The organism is Streptomyces sp. NPDC051183, assembly GCF_040682455.1.
In the GTDB taxonomy this organism is placed as follows: Bacteria; Actinomycetota; Actinomycetes; order Streptomycetales; family Streptomycetaceae; genus Streptomyces.
On record NZ_JBFBBA010000027.1, the window covers coordinates 69,352 to 86,672 of the forward strand.

4 protein-coding genes are annotated in these 17,321 nt (G+C 70.7%); all 4 read right to left on the reverse strand.

Annotated elements, in window-relative coordinates; translation table 11 throughout:
* Positions 1–67: 67 nt before the first annotated feature.
* The 4 genes from AB0M99_RS23450 to AB0M99_RS23465 all read right to left on the reverse strand — a co-directional run bounded on the left by AB0M99_RS23450 (position 68) and on the right by AB0M99_RS23465 (position 17,293).
* Positions 68–14,131, reverse strand: a complete 14,064-nt coding sequence (locus tag AB0M99_RS23450) for a hypothetical protein (protein WP_365923426.1) — start codon at positions 14,129–14,131, stop codon at positions 68–70.
* Positions 14,132–14,198: 67 nt separating this feature from the next.
* A complete protein-coding gene (locus AB0M99_RS23455) occupies positions 14,199–14,513 on the reverse strand; it encodes a hypothetical protein (protein ID WP_365923428.1) in 315 nt (104 codons plus the stop codon).
* Positions 14,506–15,069, reverse strand: coding sequence for a YbaB/EbfC family nucleoid-associated protein (locus AB0M99_RS23460; RefSeq protein ID WP_365923430.1), 564 nt, complete (start codon positions 15,067–15,069; stop codon positions 14,506–14,508). Before AB0M99_RS23460 ends, AB0M99_RS23455 begins: the two co-directional genes overlap by 8 nt.
* Positions 15,070–15,154: 85 nt before the next feature.
* Positions 15,155–17,293 (reverse strand): hypothetical protein, encoded by a 2,139-nt coding sequence (locus AB0M99_RS23465; RefSeq protein ID WP_365923432.1) that lies wholly within the window; start codon positions 17,291–17,293, stop codon positions 15,155–15,157.
* Between the last annotated feature and the right edge of the window lie 28 nt (positions 17,294–17,321).

A 17,321-nucleotide genomic window follows, 5' to 3' on the forward strand; every position in this document is an offset into this window, starting at 1 on the left:
TCCTTGGGGTCGGGGCGGCCCGGCGGCCGTACGCTCCCGGGAGAACGTACGCGGCGCCGGGCACGGTTCACGCCGACCAGTCCACGGTCGGCAGCGCGAGCGGGGTCCCCGGGCTCAGATGCAGGTACCAGTCCTCGTCCGGGGTGCCGTACTCGGATCCCGCGGAGGCGGCCAGCGCGCGCACGGCCGCCGCGAGGGCCGTAGCCTGCGCCGCCTCCAGCCGGGCGCGCTCCGCCGTCCGACCGGGATCCAGGAGGCCGAGCTCCTCGCGCGTCCGGCGGAGGTCCGCCATGGCCCGGGCGAGCGCCGTGCGCCCGTCCGCCCGGTCGGGGTCGGCCTGCTCCAACTCCCGTGCGATGTCGTGCATTCGATCTCCGTAGTGCTTGAGATTGGTCTCCACCGCCTCGCGCATGTCCTCCTCCAGGCGGTCGGGCCGGGAGGCGCTGCGCAGCGTGAGGTGCGGGCCCTGGGCGTCGCCCGCCAGGACGACCGGTGCGGAGCTGTCGGAGCCGCCGCCCTCCACGGTGACGCGGAGCAGGGTGTGCTCCGCGCCGTCCCCGCGGAAGCGGACGTACGAGGTGTCGTCCACCGTCAGCCGCAGCGTGCTGCCGGCCGCGGCGAGGCGGTCCCGTGCCTGCTCCACGGCCTGCGGGGCGGCGTAGAACTCCCTGGGCCGGCCCTCGTGACGGGGCAGCGCGTACCGGTGGTCACCGGACACCGTGAAGGCGGGGCGGTCCACCGTGTGGAGCGGACGGACCGGCCGGTAGGCCGGGAAGGACGCGGCGTCCCTGGCCGGGCCGTTCAGCGCGAGCTCGTACGGGTCAGCGCCGTCCGCCGCCGCCTCGATGCGCGCGTCCTCCGCCCGGCGGGTGGTGAGCGGGGCCGTGCCTCCCGTCTCGTACTCGGTCAGCTCGTAGGGGGCGAGCGGCGGTACCGGGTCATCGTCGTCCGAGTCGGCCGGATCGTCCGGGTCGTCGAGGTCCTGCGGGGACGCGGACTCGTCCCCGAAGATGTCCCCGGGGAAGTAACTGCTCGTGTCGCTCAGGGGAGTGGACGGGGACCCGGCGGCGTTCGACGCCACGCCGATGCCGGTCAGGTCCGCCCCGTCGAAGTCGAAACCGAGGTCGAAGTCGAGGCCGAAGTCGCCATCGCCGTCGACGTCGCCGTCGATGCCATCGTGAGACTGCTGGTCCGTCGTGACGGCTGCGGTCTCGACCTCGGCTTCGGCCTTCCCCTTGCCGTCCTGCGGGTCGCCGAGCATGCGCGAGAGGAACTTCACCCGGCCTTCGCCGATGCGCTGGAAGTGGGCGCGGACGGCCTCCGGAGTTGCGAACATCGCGGCGAGTTCCCCGTACATCCGCTCGTACTGGGGGGAGAAGGCGAAGCGGAGCGGTCGTACGGGCACACCCGATTCGTCCACGGCCAGGAGCGGGCCGCCGCGGAGCGGGTAGGCGGTGTTGGGGGATTCCTGGTCGTCGGAGGGGAAGAAGATGCTGTTGAAGGAGGACTTGCCCCGGCGGGCCAGGTCCTCGGTCGTCTGGTCGCCCCGTCGGCGCTCCCCGAGGCTGGTGGCGCGGGACTCCTGTGATTCCAGGGAGTCCTGGGAGACGTGGGAGTCCTCGGACCTGACCGACGCGGCGTCGTCCTCCAGGTGCTTCGCCGCGACGTCCGCCGCGCGCTGCGCCGCGCGCTGCCCCAGGGTCTCCTCGGCGCTCGGTGGAACGTACCCGAGCGGGTTCCAGATCAGGTCGTCGTGGCGGACGTACCGGCTGTAGGTGGTGTAGGAGGAGAAGTCGGCCTGGTAGTACTGGTGGAACTCGTGGAAGAGCCGGGAGATGGCCAGGGCGTCGGCGTCCGTCAGATCCGCGAGCCGGCGCCCGGCGCCGTCGTTGACGAGCACGGGCTTGCCGTCGAGCTTCAGGGCGGCCTCGGCGAGCCACTGGAAGGCGGTGTCGCGGTTGACGTTCGCCTTCTTGGAGTGCTTGTTGCGGTAGTAGAAGCCCAGCGGGTCGGAGTCGACCATCATGACGGCGGCCTTGAAGGAGCGGGTGTCCGCCTCCGAGTCGCCCCACAAGTACCGGTACTTGCCCATGAGTTCGACGGCGCCGCGGTGTTCGGGCTCCTGGTCGTGAGCCCCCTTCTCCTCCCCGTACATCGCCTTCGAGTTCACCTTCTCGATGTCGTGGAACAGGATCGCCTTGACGATGGCGTCGACGGGCACCGTCCGGTGCGGGTCGCCGGCATCGAGGGCGGCGAGCTTCAGGTACTGGCCCACGACCATCTGAGCGTGCTCGAAGAACGTGTACCCCTCGCTCGCGCAGATCTGGGCGTAGTTGTACGCCAGTTCGGGATAGTCCCGCGTCAGGCGGTCGACCATCCGGTACGTCGGGTTCCCGTTCTGCCAGAGCGCGGTGATCTTCTCCCCGGCCCGGAGCTGAAGCTGGATGTCCTCGCCCCGGTGCTGGCCCATCTCGCTGAAGTCGTGCATGAGCGGGGCGTCCGTCAGGTTCCGGTCGGCGAGGACCTCGTCGGCCTGGCGGGAGAGGATGTGGGCGATCTCCGCGTGGGAGGCCCAGGACAGGACGGTCTCCGTCAAGAAGCGTTCGACCGATGCCGTGTCGTGGTCCGGGTCCTCGATCGCGTGGTCGAGGATCCTGAGGTCGGGGTCGAGGTCCGGGTTCTGTGCGAAGGCCTCGCTGTGTTCCCGCAGGAACACCTTCAGTTCTCCGAGACGGCGGTCGTAGCTGGCTGCCGAGGTCTCGTCCAGCAGGGGGTGCGGCATGCGCTCGGCAGGAGGCTGCCGGAACTGCTGCCAGGTCACGTAGTGCGTGCGCAGCTGGTTGGAGATACGCCTGAGCTGGCCGGTCTGGTTGCGGTGCTTCTTGCCGTCCATCCACGGGTTGTACTGGTTGAGGAGCTGGCGGCTCTCGATGTCCGGGATGTCGAGCCGGCGGCGCAGCTCGTTCACGTGGACCACGCGGCCGTGCTTGGAGAACTGCGCGTCCGGATGGTCCGGGCTGAAACCGTCCGCGTCCTCGTAGTACGTGATCAGCGAGTTCGGCAGGATGTTCTCGCGCAGCAGCGCGAGGTGTTCGCCGCGGATACCGAACTGGTTGCGGTCGCCGGGCAGGTCCGTGTTGATCGTGCGGTCGGTGTTGGGCGCAAGGCCGTCGGGCAGCTGAACGGGTGCGGAACCCGGGCTCTGCGCGGCGTACTTCCGGGGGTAGTGGTCCTTGTCCCGCGCGATGGCGGGTTCGGGCACCCCGAGGCGCGATTCGTCACCGCGGAAGACGTCACCGGGCACGTTGACGTCCTTCTCGGAGATGGAGGTCGTCGTGATCCTGCGGTAGACGTCCATCGGGATCAGGTAGGACCGGATGAGCGGCTTGTTGAGTGCGGGGTCGTCGGCCTTGTACTTCATGGACCAGGCGATGGCCCGTCCGGGAGTGCCGACACCCGTCCAGATGGTGGCGTCGCCCGTTCCGCCGGTGCTCAGCACGACCCGCCCGGTGGCGGGGTCCTGCTGGATGTCCTTGTACTTGGCGGACGTGGCCCGCCCCGGGGTGTTCGGGTCGACCGTGAGCGCCACCTCGCTGACCACCGTGGTGTAGAAGCGCACGAACGGCTTCCCGTCGACCAGCTCGACCTCCACCTCCCCGCGGTGGATGGCGTGCGCCTCCCGGAACACGTACTGCTTCTTGCCCGCGTTGTACACCAGGGTGGAGTCCAGCGGGCGGCTCGGACCCGGGTAGCTCACGCCGGGGATGCCGATGACGGGATTCTTCGGCTGCGGCGGCCGGGAGGGTCCCTGGCCGGATCCGACGAGGGCCCGCGGGTTCACCTCGCGGAGGGTCACCTTGGTCCGGCCGGACTCGACGCGCTCCAGCGAAACGACCTCGAAGCGGGCGTCGGGCGCGAACACCACGCGGCCCTCGCCGAGGATCTGCCCGGCGTCGCGGGCGGTCAGGGGGAGCACCTCGAAGACCACGTTGTGGTCCGGCGCGGGCCGGTGCCGGGGGCCGGCCCTCCAGTCGGCGTCCGGCCCCAGCAACTGGTCGAGCGGCAGCGCGGTGTGGTCGGTGCCGCGGTTCTCGGCCTGCTGCCGGAGCGCCTTCACCTCGGCGAGGTTGAGCATGGTGCTGTGCCGTACGGGCTGCTGGTGGCGGGGCAGGGCCTGCTGGCCGTTCCGGACGGCCGCCGCGGTGGGATGGCCCGGCTGCCCGGCTTCGTCCCGCAGGGTCGCGTTGCCCTTGGCGTGGCCGATGGCCAGCGCCAGGTCCAGCACCTGGACCCGGCTGCCGCCGAGTTGTCCGAGGAGCTTCGCCGCGTCGGTGACGTACGGATCGTACTCGTCCCGGACCTCGGGGATCCGGAGCTGGGTGATGATCGTGCTCCGGCGGCGCACATCGGCCTTGGGTCCGTCGGAGGCCGCGTGGTCCCCGTCGATCGCGCGGCCCCGCGAGGTGACGACGAAGTCGGCCATCTCGGCCGCCCCGGGGAGGTTCTCCGCGTCCGCGGCCGACCGGATGCTCGACCTGAGTGCCTGGACGATGGAGTTGGCGCGCTCGGTGCCGGTCCTCTCCGCGGCCGGGGCGAACCAGTGGTTGCCGCCGGCGTTGACCTGGATCCGGAGCTTGCCCTCCTGCTGGAGATGACGGCGCCCCAGCTCGGGAAGCAGCTCTTGCACGAACTTGTGGAGCTGGGGCCCGTCGGCCGGATCGAGCGTCTTGCTGCCCTTCTTGAACGACACGGTCAGCTCATGGGACTTGGACGGCTCGCCGGACATGCTCACGGAGATGGAGACGGAGTCGGCGTCGTCCCGGGCGCCGGGCGGGGTGGCGGCCCCTTCTGCGTCTTCTGCCCCCTCAGCCCGTTGTGCCGTATCGGAATCGGTGCCGAACTTGACGGCGGAGGGGTGTTGGTCGCCGGGGTGTGTGGTGGGGGTCAGGTCGTCGTCGGTGTGGGTGGCGGTGTGGACCGGGGTGTGGTCGGGGCGGCCGGCGTCGGTGTACTCGTGCCAGGCGGCGTCGTTGGTGAGGACGGAGGGTTTGCCGTCGGAGGTGATGCCGATGTGCTGTGCGGTGACGAGGTGTCCGGTGGGGGTGTACCAGACGGGGGCGTTGGCGGCGAGGGCGGTGAGCGTGTCGGGGCCGGGTGCGGGCCGGCCGCTGGCCCGGTGTTGCCACAGACCGCTCATGACGGTCTTGAGGGTGGTTTCGTTGAGGGGCGTGGCGAGGTCGCAGGCAGTGAACTGGATCCGGTCGATGCCGTCGAGCTTGCCGGTGTCGTGGGCGGTGATGAGGGCCTTGAGGGTGGTCCGGGCGTCGGGCGGGCCGTTGGGGCCGGTGTGCATGCCGACGACGAACACGCCGGGTCGGGGCGGCAGTTGCCGGAGCGCGTCGATCTGGGCGGGGCTGAGTTCCCCGACGGTGATCCCGGCAGGGATGTCACGTACGGGCGCCAGGCGGGCGAACGCCTCCGTGCCCGAGGCCAGATCGTCCGCGATCTGATCCGTGGACCGCTGCCAGAACGGCAGGGTGTGGCCCTCGGCGCCCAGCAGGGCCGGGGTGAATCCCTGGTCGAGCAGGAAGCGCTGGGCCAGGATCCGAACGTCGGCGGTGATCCCGGTGCCGGGCTGCGATGGCTCCAGCCCCTCGAACCGCTGGAGCTGCTGCACGACGTCGGCGATGGCCACCAGCCGTTCCCGGTCCCCGGAGGCCCGGGCGACGGCCGTGTAGTAGTCATCGAAGATCTTGTCGAGATCCCGCTGTACGACGTCCACCTCCGGTGCGTCCTCGTCCTCGTCGCGCATCCAGGGCGAGGGCCCCTCGGGCTCCGACGGCGGCTCGCCCCCCTCGATCCTCCGGCGCAGTTCCAGATAGGAGTCGGCGTGGATCCGCCGCCAGTCGCGGCTGCGGCTCGGCTGCCGGTCCAGCACCTCACGGATCAACTGGGGTACTCCGTCGGGGGAGTCGGCGCCGTTCAGCAGCACCGGCCAGGACTCCTCGGGCAGCACCTCCGAGAGGCGGCGCCCCGCGCTCTGCGGGTCCGGTCCCTGCCACAGGAGATCGACGGGGCCCGACAACCTCTCGCGGGGTTCGAGCCCGAACGCGACCTCGTCCGGGAACCTTCCGCCCGGCATGGCCGTGCGGAGTTCACCCTCGGTCAGGGGCGCCAAGGAGCGGAACCTGCTCCAGTTGTCGGAGTAGTCCATCACGTCGTTGCCGAGCACGGCCCGCCCGAACTCGTCGGCCGCCCTCATGATCTCGTGGAGGGAGTGGTGGTGGACAGGGAGCATGTCCGCCAGCAGGGCGAGCCGTACCAGCTGGTAGTCGACCTGAAGGCTCCACTGCCGGCTCATCCTGTGGACCGCTTCGAGCACGAAGTACGTCGTGTTGGAGGTACCGGCGCTCAGCAGTCCGCCGGACTCCTGAGCGGTCGCCTGCCCCCAGCTCACCATCTGGATCGCACGGTGGTTCTCGCCCGGGAGCCATGCGAGCCGGCCGTCCTCCAGCGCGTGGCGGCGCTCGCGTTCGCTCAGCGGCGGCACCACCTCGTCCGCACGAAGGTCGGTCCGGACCAACTGCTTCATTGCGGCTTCGTAGGCATCGCGGTCCGGACCCGGCTCCATCGCGTCGAGCCGCTTCTGCATCGCGTCGCGGCGCTGGGCCACGTCGGGCGACACCTGCCGGTCCCACTCCTGCTTGAGGATCGGCGGGACGGTCTTCTTGAAGCCCACCAGCTTCTTGAGCACATCGCCGTGCACAGCGATCCCGAGCAGGTGCATCTGCTCTCGGAGGTTGCCCTCCCTGACGACCCGCTCCAGCTCGGCGAGGTCCGTGCCGACGGACCCGCTCCCGGTTGCGGCATCGGTACCCAGCGCACGGCGCAGGTCGTCGGTTCCGGCCTTGTCCCAGAGGGCCTGGACCAGCTGCCGCACCTGCCGCTGCACCGGCTCCAGCCCGGCGATGTACTCGCCCAGCGGGCGCTCGGCCTGCCGGGAGGCCTCCGCGTAGTTGATCCGCAACGCCAGCCGCGCCATCGGGCTGTCCACATCCACACCGGGGTTGGCGTGCAACGCCTGCTCCAGCCGCGTCAGCATCGCCAGCGGCAGACCGACCAGATCGGCCTCCGTCCGGGCCTGCCACGGCTGGAGCGTGCCGCCTTCGGCGAACACGCCCGTGACGCTCACGCGCTTCAGGTCGTCCTTGCCGACCAGGAGCCGGCCGTCACCCGCGTCGACGGCGCGACCGGTGGGAACGGTCACCTCCAGCAGGGTCTGCCCCCCGAGCAAGGGGCGCTGCGTCGTCAGCGTGGCCCACGGCTTGCCGCCGGTACGCAGGAACGCGTCGGACCGGCCCGTCACCTGGTCCACGGAGTGCGGGAGCACCAGATAGGCCGTGGTCACCTCGGCGGTAGGGCGACCGAGGGCGGCCAGCTCCGCCCGCCAGTCGGCGGGGTCCTCGGACTCGGCGACGTCGGAGTCGGCATCGGCGTTCCCGGGGGTGCGCTCGCCGTCGGCGGCGTCTGCGGGGGACGGAACACCGGCGTCGGCCTCGGGGTCCGTGGCCGGTGGGGTCACGGTGGCCGCGCTCCCGGGCGCGTCACCGCTCACCGTGGCGACGTCGGGGGCCTGTCCGGCCGCCAGGGACCGGGAGCGGGCGAACGAGGCCATGCCCATGGCCAGGTCCTCGGCGATCCGCTTCTCCATCCGCCGCCAGAACTTCGGGGTATCGGCGCCGGCCGGCAGCAGCGACGGGGCGTAGCCCAGGTCCAGCAGCAGGCGCTGGGCCAGGAACCGGCCGTCCGCCGTCATCCGGGTCTGCGGCGACGGCCCGAACTCCCCGACCTTCTGGAGCTGCTTGAGCGCCTTGGCGACGGCCGTCAGCCGAGCCCTGTCCCCGGAGGCGTCGGCCACGCTCCGGTGGTAGCCGTCGAAGACCGCGTCGAGCTCCGCCCGTACGCCGGGCGCGGGCTCCACGGGCGGCCCGTCGCCCTCGATCCGGGCGAGGAGCTTGAGGTAGGAGTCGGTGTTCAGCGTCCGCCAGTCGCCGTTCCGGCCGTCCAGGACATCCCCGAGCAGGGTGGTCGTCCGCGCGTCCGGGTTCGTCAGCAGCGTCGGCCAGGACGCCTCGGGCAGCACGCGGGACAGCGGACCGCCCGCCGCCTCCGGCCCGTGCGGCGGCCCGGACGTGAGCCGGGCGAACGCCGCCATGCCCATGGCCAGGTCGGAGGTGATCTGGTCCGGGGTGCTGTCCTGCCAGTAGTCCGGGGTGTGGGCGGCGTCGGGCAGCAGCGAGGGGGAGTAGCCGTGGTCCAGCAGGAGGCGCTGGGCCAGGAACCGGACGTCGGCCGTGATCGAGGGATTCAGATCATCGGTCGTCTGGAGCAACTGGACCGTCTCGGCGATGGCCGTCAGCCGCGCCACGTCGTCCTTAGCGGAGGCGATGGAGTCGTTGTAGTGATCGAAGGCGGTGTTGATGCCTTCCACGGCGTCGGCGTCGAGCGGCGAGGCCGGATCGGTGCCCTCGATCCGGGCGCGCAGCTTCAGGTAGGAGTCCGCGTCCAGCGTCCGCCAGGTGCCGTTCTGCCCGTCCAGCACCTCCCCGAGCAGGGTGGTCATCCGGTCGTCGGGGCTGTCCGGGCTGTCCAGCAGCGTCGGCCAGGACTCCTTGGGCAGCACCCGCGACAGGGGACCCGGCTCTGCCGTGTCCCTGTCGGTGCCGAATTTGACGGCGGCGGGGTGCTGGTCGCCCCGAACGGTCCAGGAGCCCGGGCCGTTGTTGTCGTGGAGGACGGAGCCGGATTCGGTGACGTTCTCGATGGCTTCGAGGTACTGCCGGGGGAAGGTGCCGTCGGGGAGGGCGGATTCGGCCATGACGCCGGACGCATCGGCCCGCTCGGGGGTGTGCCGGAACAACGACCGGGCGTCGTGGTAGCGGTCGGGCAGACCGGCGTAGTGGAGCAGCTCGTGCAGCAGCATGGCGTCGTCGCGCGTCGCCACGGCCGGGTCCGCGTCGTCGCCGTGCAGGCGGAAGTGCAGCTGGTCGGAGTTCCGGCCGGGTCCGGCGTCCCGGCTCACCGTGATCCAGTCGCGCCCCAGGGCGCCGTCCTGCGGTACGGGCACGGGGACGAGCCGGACCTCCATGTGCAGCTGGTCCTTGGTACGGGGCAGCTCGAAGCCGAGGTTCACATGGGCGTCGAGGAGGCCCTGCATCCGGTCCCGCAGGGCGGCGACCTCCGCCGCGGTGTACGAACCGTCCGTGGCCACGGGCAGGGTGACCTGGACCAGCCGTACCGACCCGCCCGGCCCGCCGTCCCGCGCGGGGACGTTGAAGCGCTGTACCTCGGCGTTGATGAGGGTGGCCCTGCCGTCCAGCAGGCCGCCGCCGCGGCGGCGGTCCGCGGTGCCGGAGTACGGCCCGGGGTCGTCCGGATCGGCCGCCGGGTCGAAGCGTTCGGTACGGATGCGGGCGGGCGGGGGCACGTCAGCGCGGCCGGGGGTCCACTTCCAGTCGGACCACTGCTCGGGGGTGACCGGCCGGTCCGTCGGGGGCACCAGTTCGGGCTGCTTGAGTCCCGGCTGCGAGTGCGGGGAGTCCTCGGGCACGGCGGGACTGCTGCCCTGGCGCTCGCGCTTGGGGTCCAGCATCTCGGTGTCGTCGTCGCTGTCGTCGCCGCGGCGGCGCTTGGGGACCGGGTTGGCCTCGGTCATCTCGACGTCGGGGCTGGTGAGGGACGCGCGGTACTCGGCTGCCCGCTCGTCGGGGAACTTGCCGTCGACGGCCACACGGGTGCGCAGCTCCGCCTCGGTCAGCGGCCCGATGGCGCGGTAGTGCCCCCAGTCGGGGGCGTTCCGGGAGTCGGGGGCGGGCATCCGTAGTTCCTCGACATCGGCCAAGTGGCCGTAGACGGCTGATCCCGCCATGACCTCGGGCACGGAGTGGTGTCCCTGGCCGACGAAGGTGGCGAGCAGGGCCATCCGCAGCGCCTGGTGGTTCACGGCCATCGACCACTGATCGGCCATCAGCTGGGCGTACTGGTGGAAGTAGAACGCGGACCCGGACGTGCCGGTCATGACCAGACGGCCGTGCTGCTCACTGGTGAGCTGGAGCGGCGTGTTCATCTTGAGTTCCAGCTTGGCCGCGCCCGGTATCCACCTCAGGGAGCCCTGGCGATCCAGGGCCTTCACCCGCTCCGTACCGCTCAGCCCCGGCGTGATCCCTTCGGGCCTGAGGTCCGTGCGCAGGGTCTTGGCCAGCGCGGACCACGCCTGATAGGTGTCCCGGTACTCCTGGGTATCCGTTCGTTTGTCCTTGCTCAGCCCCGTGACCTTGGCGTCGAGCCTGCGGAACTCGCTGTACTCGGGCCGCTCCTGCCGGGTGGGGCGCTCGTCCCTGATCGCCTTCGGGTAGCTGGCCGGGTGGTTGAGCGCGGTCGGCAGCACCTGGGTGGAGATGGCGTGGAAGACCAGGGTCATCCGCTCGCGCAGATTGCCCTCGTGGACGACGCGGCGCAGCTCCGGCTCCTTGTTGCCCACGATTCCGGGCATGGACGGCTCATTGCTGCCGAGCTTCCCCCGCTTGTCCCGCGGGAGGCGCTGCCAGACCGTCTCTGCCAGGGTTTTCGCGACCTGCTTGACGTCGTCCCGGCCGGCCAGGTAGTCCGCGAGCCGCCGCTCGTACGTCTGTGATTCCTCCAGGTAGCGAATCCGTACCCGATCCTCGATCGAGGCGTCGGGCGCGTTGACGGGGCCGGATTCGCCCGGCTCCGTGCCGAACTTCACCGCGTCGGGGTGCTGATCGGCGGTCGCGGGAGTGCGGACGCGCGCGTGGACGGCGCCGTCGGGGATGTCGCTGGTACGGGTGGCGGTGTGGTCGGGGGCGTGGTCGGGGCCGCCGGTGTCGGAGTACTCGTGCCAGGCGGCGCCCTCGGTGAGGACGGTCGGCCTGCCGTCGGGCGTGATGCCGATGTGATGGGCGGTGACGAGCGCGCTGTCGGCGCCGGTCGTGGGGACGACCCAGACGGGGCCGTCGGCGGCGATGGCCTTGAGGGTGTCGGGGGTGGAACTGGTCTCGCCGACGGCGCGGTGCTTCCACAGGCCGCTCATGACGGTCTTGACGGTGGCCTCGTTGACGGGGGCGGCCAGGTTGCAGGCGGTGAACTGGATCTGGGTGATCCCGTCGAGGTCGCCGGCGTCGTGGGCGGTGATGAGCGCCTTGAGGGTGATGGCGGCGTCGGGCGCACCCTGGGGACCGGTGTGCATGCCGACGACGAACACGCCGGGCCGTGCGGGCAGTTGCTGGAGGGCCTTGAGCTGGGCGGCGCTCAGGTCCCCGACCGCGATACCGGCGGGTATGACGACGGAGACGACGGGCGGGACGGCGGGGGCCGGCACGTCCGGCCCCGGGGGCGTGTCGTCGCTGCCGTCACCGTCACCGTCGCCGTCACGGCCCGGCGGAGGGGTGTCCGGCCGCTCGGGGGTGGTGGAGGCGGTGGTGGCGCTGTCGTCGGCGCCGGCGGTGTGGAGGGAGGCGTCGTCGGTGTCGGTGGTCCCGGAGTCCGTGGACGCCGACTCGACGCCGACGGCGGTCAGCGGCGTGTGGACGGTCGCCGGGGTGACGACGTCGACGGTGCGTTCGGGTCCCTCGCGCAGGACCGGCCCGCCGGGCGCCGTGGCGGTCCGCTCCTCGCCCGCGGGCCGCTGCCGGGTGTCCTCGGAGGCGAAGGGGTTGTCGCCGCCTTCGGTCCGCAGGGAGGACGGGTGCGTGAGGTCCTCGTCCGCGAGGGAATCGTCGTCGTCCACGATGAGCATGTCGAACTCGGGAGCGTGGGAGACGGTGTCCGGCGGAGCGGTGGTGGTCCCGTTCTCGGAATCGGCCCCGAACAGCGGGTGGTCGGCGAACTCCTCGCCGAAGGGCCGGTCGGGAGTGACGGTGGGCAGGTCGAACCCGCTGCCGGTGTCGCTCTCGGTGGCGACGTCGGGTACGTCGTGCAGCGACCCGGTGGCCGGGGCGTCCGCGGCGTGCGGCGAGTCGGAGAAGAACGGGGTACCGGTGAACGGGTTGGAGAAGACCCACTTGACCATGGCCTTCATCTCGGCGGTGACGCTGGGGTCCGGCGTCTGGGAGGTGGGGCGGGGCACCGGCCAGGGCGCGGGGTTGCCGGTCATGTTCGCGACGAAGGAGGCGATGTTGATCGGGTGGAGCAGGCCGAAGTACCGGTTGTCGTTGGGGTTCTCGGCGTACTGGTGCTTGAGGACGAATTCCTGGTACTTGATCATGACGGGCTCGAACATCCGGTGCAGACCGCTGCCGAGCAGGCTCATCGACACGCCGGCGGCGAACGGCCCGCCGCTGACCTCGAACGTCCCGTCCCCGAAGACCACGTTGTAGAAGCCCTCGCTGAGCATCTCGTGGGTGCCCTCTTGCAGGGTCGACGCGATGGCACCGCCCAGCTGGTACAGCGGGTTGCCCTGGAGCGGGTTCTCCTGGAACAGGACCCGCTGGAAGAAGCCCTTGTGCTCGGAACGGTTGAAGAGGTTCGGCATCGCCTCCGCGAGGTTCCGCAGCGGCTGCACGCTCGCCAGGTCGCCGAGGGCCTTGGTCAGGGACTCGGAGAGATCGCTGTGGTCGGCGCCGAGACGGACCCACTTGCGGGCCAGCATGTCGCCGAACTCCCGGCCGGCGGCCTTCATCTCCGCCTTCAGCGCCGCGTCGGCACCCTCCAGCGCCAGGTGCTTGGCGAAAATGTCGCCCATCTTGTCGGCGAACGCATCCGCGATGGTGCCGTCGCCGAACCGCAGGAAGCCGGTCTGCAGCTGACGGTTGACACTGCCGAGGAGGTCGCCGACTTCGTTGGAGAAGTCCTGCCGCGCCTGCTTGGTGGCCAGCAGGGATTCCAGCCGCGGCGGCACCTCGACGTCGGCCTGGCGGCCGGCGCTCCCGGCCGCCCCGGAGCTCTTCGAGGCCGACCCCGCCGGCGGGGTGGCGGCGTTGTCCGCCGCGCCGGCGCCGCCCGGCTTGGCCGTGACGGGGGCGTCCGGCCGGCCGGCCGAACCCGCCGAACCGGGGGTCCCGGCCGAACCGGGCGTGCCGGGCGCCGTGCCCGCCGCCGTGCCGGGGGCTTCCGGCCGGGCGGCGGGGGGCGTGGTGACGGCGTCGCCCGCGGTCTCCGTACGTACCGGGGGCGCCGGGGCGTCGTCCGGGACCTTGTTCACCGGCGTCTTCGCCGGCAGCTCCGGCTTGTCGATCGGCTTGGGGACGTCCGGCTTGGACCCCGCGCCGGCCGCGCCGCCCGGCACGTCCTTCCCGGCGTTCGAGGCGCCGTTGCCGGGGGTCTTGTCGAGCGTCTTGTTGATCTTGTCGTCGGCCTTGCCCTTGAGCGCGTCGTCCACCCGGCGGCTGAGGATCGAGGCCGGGCTGCGGCCTCCCAGGAGCCGGCCGAGCAACTTGCCGCCGTAGTGGAAGACGATCTCCAGCGGGCCGCCGACCAGACCGGTCAGCGCACCCTGCTTGATGGAGTCGATCATCGACTCCATGTTCCACTCCTTGGTGTGGCCCGCGCCGAGCTGGTACAGCTGGATGACCAGGTCGCGGAAGATGCCACCCGTGATGCCGATGAAGGTCTGGCTGACGATCGTGCTGAGCAGCCACATGAAGAGGCCCTTGAGGCCCTCACGGGTCATCGCGAACATCACCGACACGGGTCCCCACACCGAGCCGAAGGAGAAGACGGAGAAGATCGTGGCGAACAGGATCTGCGCCAGCAGTTCCACCAGCTGCAGGATCGCCATGATCTTCGTGTACTCGACCTGGTTGGCGACCTTCAGGGCCACGTCGGAGAGCTGCTGAGCGAGCTCCGCCGTCTGCTCCAGCTGGTTGGCACCCGCCGTCTGGCCCGTCAGGTCGTTCATCGACACGACGAACGAGGAGGCCGCCTCGCCCTTGAAGTCGCCCTTGACGATCGGAATGAGCTCCAGGACGTAGCCGGAGAGCGTCGTGAGGTCCTTCGCGATGTCGGCGTAGTGCTCCGACACCCGCCGCATGAGGTCCTCGTCGGCCTGGGGCCACTCCATGCCCGTCACGAATCCGAGGAAGTCGGCGATTTCCTTGGGCGGATTGATGGACATGGCGTGGTGGTCCTCCGGTCGGGCGGGTGGCTGTGCCCGGTGGAACGGAGACGGCCACCCGCACGGTTCAGAAGGTCTCCACGTGCTGCCCGGCCTCGTCGTCCGCGTTGTTCATCGTGTCGGCGGTGTCGTTGCCGGCGCTCACCACGGTGCCCAGCTTCTTCCTGATGTACGCGACGGTCTCGGTCAGGTTCTCGGTGGGCTTGTCGACCTGCTGGTGGTAGACCTGGCCGATCTCGTCCTGGCCGGCCGACTCCTTGTTGATCCGGTTGATCTCGACGATCTTCAGGTTGAGGTCGGTCAGGCACCGCTGATAGTCGTCGTAGTAGGCGAACTTGTCCTTGAGATCGCTCAGTACCTTGAGGTCCCCGTCCTCAGCCATTGAAGACCTCCTGCTTCCCGGTGGGGATCCGGCTCTCCGACTCGGCCGCGAACTCCTCCTGCTTCTTGTGGTGTTCCGACCTCGCGCGCGCGGCCTCCTCCTCGGCTGCGAACTCCTCCTGCTTGGCGGCCCTCGCCTCCTCGCTCGCCTCTTCCAGGCCGAACGAGGAGCCCATCGCGCGCAGCGGCTTCATCAGCTCGTCCAGGTCGTCGGGCATCCCGGTCAGGCCGGTGACCATGCGCAGGTGCTCGCCGAAGTTGTCGAAGCCCTTGATCCGCTCGATCACCTCGGCGCCCATCGTGGCCCGGGCGTCGTTGAGCACGGTGACCAGCGCGGCGGACAGTTCGGCCGGTGCCATCGCCTGGTACGCCTTGGTGTGGAAGGCCATCGAGACGACCTGGCCCTGGGGGCCGACGGTGACCGACACCATGCGGTCCTTGGACGTGGCGGAGGCCGTCGCCGAGTCGAGGTCGCGTTTGGCCGCGAGCATCCTGTCCCGATGCTCGTGCAGCGCCGACATCGCGTCCTTGATCTTGCCCTCGAAGTCGATGCTCATCGGTCGCCTTTCGGATGGCTGGTGGAGTGGCTGGTGGAGTGGTTGGCGGATCGGTGCGGTGGTGTCCGGGACGGCCGGGGGCGGATCAGCGGCCGATGACTCCGCTGACCGAGCCGGTGTCCGTGCCCCAGACCTCTTCGTCCTCGGTCAGCCAGGTGGTGCGCTGCCGGTCCTTGCCCTGGTTCGGCTGCCCCCCGGCGGCGCCCGCGCCGGGGCTCATCGGCGGCATCATCGGAGACTGCGGCGGCGACTGGCCCTGAAGGGCGTCCCGCTGCTGCTGGGCGGCGGCATTGGCCGCGGCCGCGGCCGGATTGCCCGCCACGGAAGCGCCCCTCTGGGTCCCCCACTCACCGATCCCGGTCATACCGCCGACGGTCGCCGCGGTGCCCTTGGGCTGTGGGCCGCCGACGAGGCCGCCGGCGCCACCACCGGACCCGAGACCGGAGCCGAGACCGTCCAGGCCCGGGAGCCTGCCGCTGCCGCTCCCCGAGGTGCCGCCGCTCTTGAACTCGAAGGAGGGGAGGCCGCCGGACTGGGTGTTGGGCTTGGGGATCGGACGCGAGTTGAGGGCGTGTTCGGCGTTCGTCAGCAGCTGGTGCGTACGGCTGATCGGCTTGCCGTCGGCACCCACGACGATGCCGTCCTTGAGGGTGGCCCCCTCGGGCAGTGTGTAGGGGTTGCCGTTGGAGTCGAGCAGCGGCTTGCCGTTGGCGTCGACGACGGTGCCGTTCTCCAGGATCTTCGCCCCTTCGGGGAGCCGGATCTGGTCGTACGGGCTGCTGCCCGGCGTCAGCGGGCCCTGGGGCGGCCCGCCCGGAGGCGCCTGGCCCACCTTGGCGCCGGGCGGTGCGATGACGGGCTTGCCGCCCGGGCCCAGGACCGGATTGCCCTTCGGGTCGTAGACCTTGCCGTCCTTGCCGATGCGGGACCCCGGCGGCACCAGCACCGGCTTGCCGTCGGGTCCGAGGACCGGCTTGCCGTTCTTGTCGAGCAACGGCACGCCCGCGCCCGTCCCGGAACCGCTGCCGGGCTTGAGGCTGCCGGGAGGGCCGCCCGGAGGCTTGTTGCCCGGGCCGGGGCCCCCGCCCGGCTTGAGCTCGGGGGGCTTCTTCGGCCCGCCGGGGCCGCCGGCCCCGCCCTTCCCGTCGGGGGGGTTCTTGCCGCCCTGGTTGAGCGGGTTGTTCTGGGGGTTGGGGGGCGGGGTCGGACCCGTGCCGCCTCCGGGCATGCTGATGTTGGGCTGGTAGACGCCCTCCTTGAGCGCGCCCGCGAGCTTGGAGTACGCCGCGTCCAGCGGGCCGAGGTGGTTCTTCGCGGCCGTGTCCAGCTTCTCCAGGTTCGCGAGCCAGAGCGTCTTCGCGGCGCTCTCGACCCCGTCGAGCCAGTAGGCATGGCTGATGTCCGACTTGTCGTTGTCGACGATCTTGAAGGTGTCCGGTTCGTAGCCGTACGTGTCGCCGTACGAGTAGGGCTTCCAGGTGACCTGGAGCTCCGCTTTGGACATGACTTTCCAGAACGCGTCGTGCAGCACGTTCAGCCCGTTGGCGTTCCGCGTCACGTACCACTCGCCGAGGGCCGTGTTCATGCCCGTGACGGATGCCTTGAGCTGGTCCTTGGCCGTCGTGATCAACGCCGCGTAGTCGCTCGGGGCCGTGATGTCGAGCCTGACCTTGCTCATCTCCACGTGGATCACGTTCAGGAACTTCTTGAACGCGCCGGCCGCGCTGCCCTTCCACTCGTCGCCGCCGGAGTCGACGGCGTCGCCCCACTTCTTGATGGTCGGCAGCCACTCGTCGAACCAGCCGACGATGCTCGTGACCTGGGCCGCCGCGTGCTCGAACGAGAGGGGGTTGGTGACTTCGTTCTTGAAGGGCGAACCCACCAGGGGCGCCAGGATCTTCTTCGGGTCGCTGAACCACAGGTTCCACTTGGAAGTGGGGCTGTCGAACACGTTCTTCTTGTCGATGTTGAAACCCGCCACGAAGTGGACGGGGCTGACGACGTTCTGGCCGTTCGCGTCCTGCAGCGTCGCGACACCTGTCCAGAACACGTCGAACGTCTTGGACCAGTCCTGGTTCGGATTGATGTCCTTGAGGATGCGGACGCCGTCGGTCGTGGTCCATCTGGCGGAACCGGGGCCCGCCACCGAATTGCGGTCCGCCAGCGAACCAGTGTCGGCCATGAAGACCTTGAGGGCTTCTTCCCAGTTCTTGCTCACCGGCATGATCGCGCGGAACTCCTGTCCGTGGGGC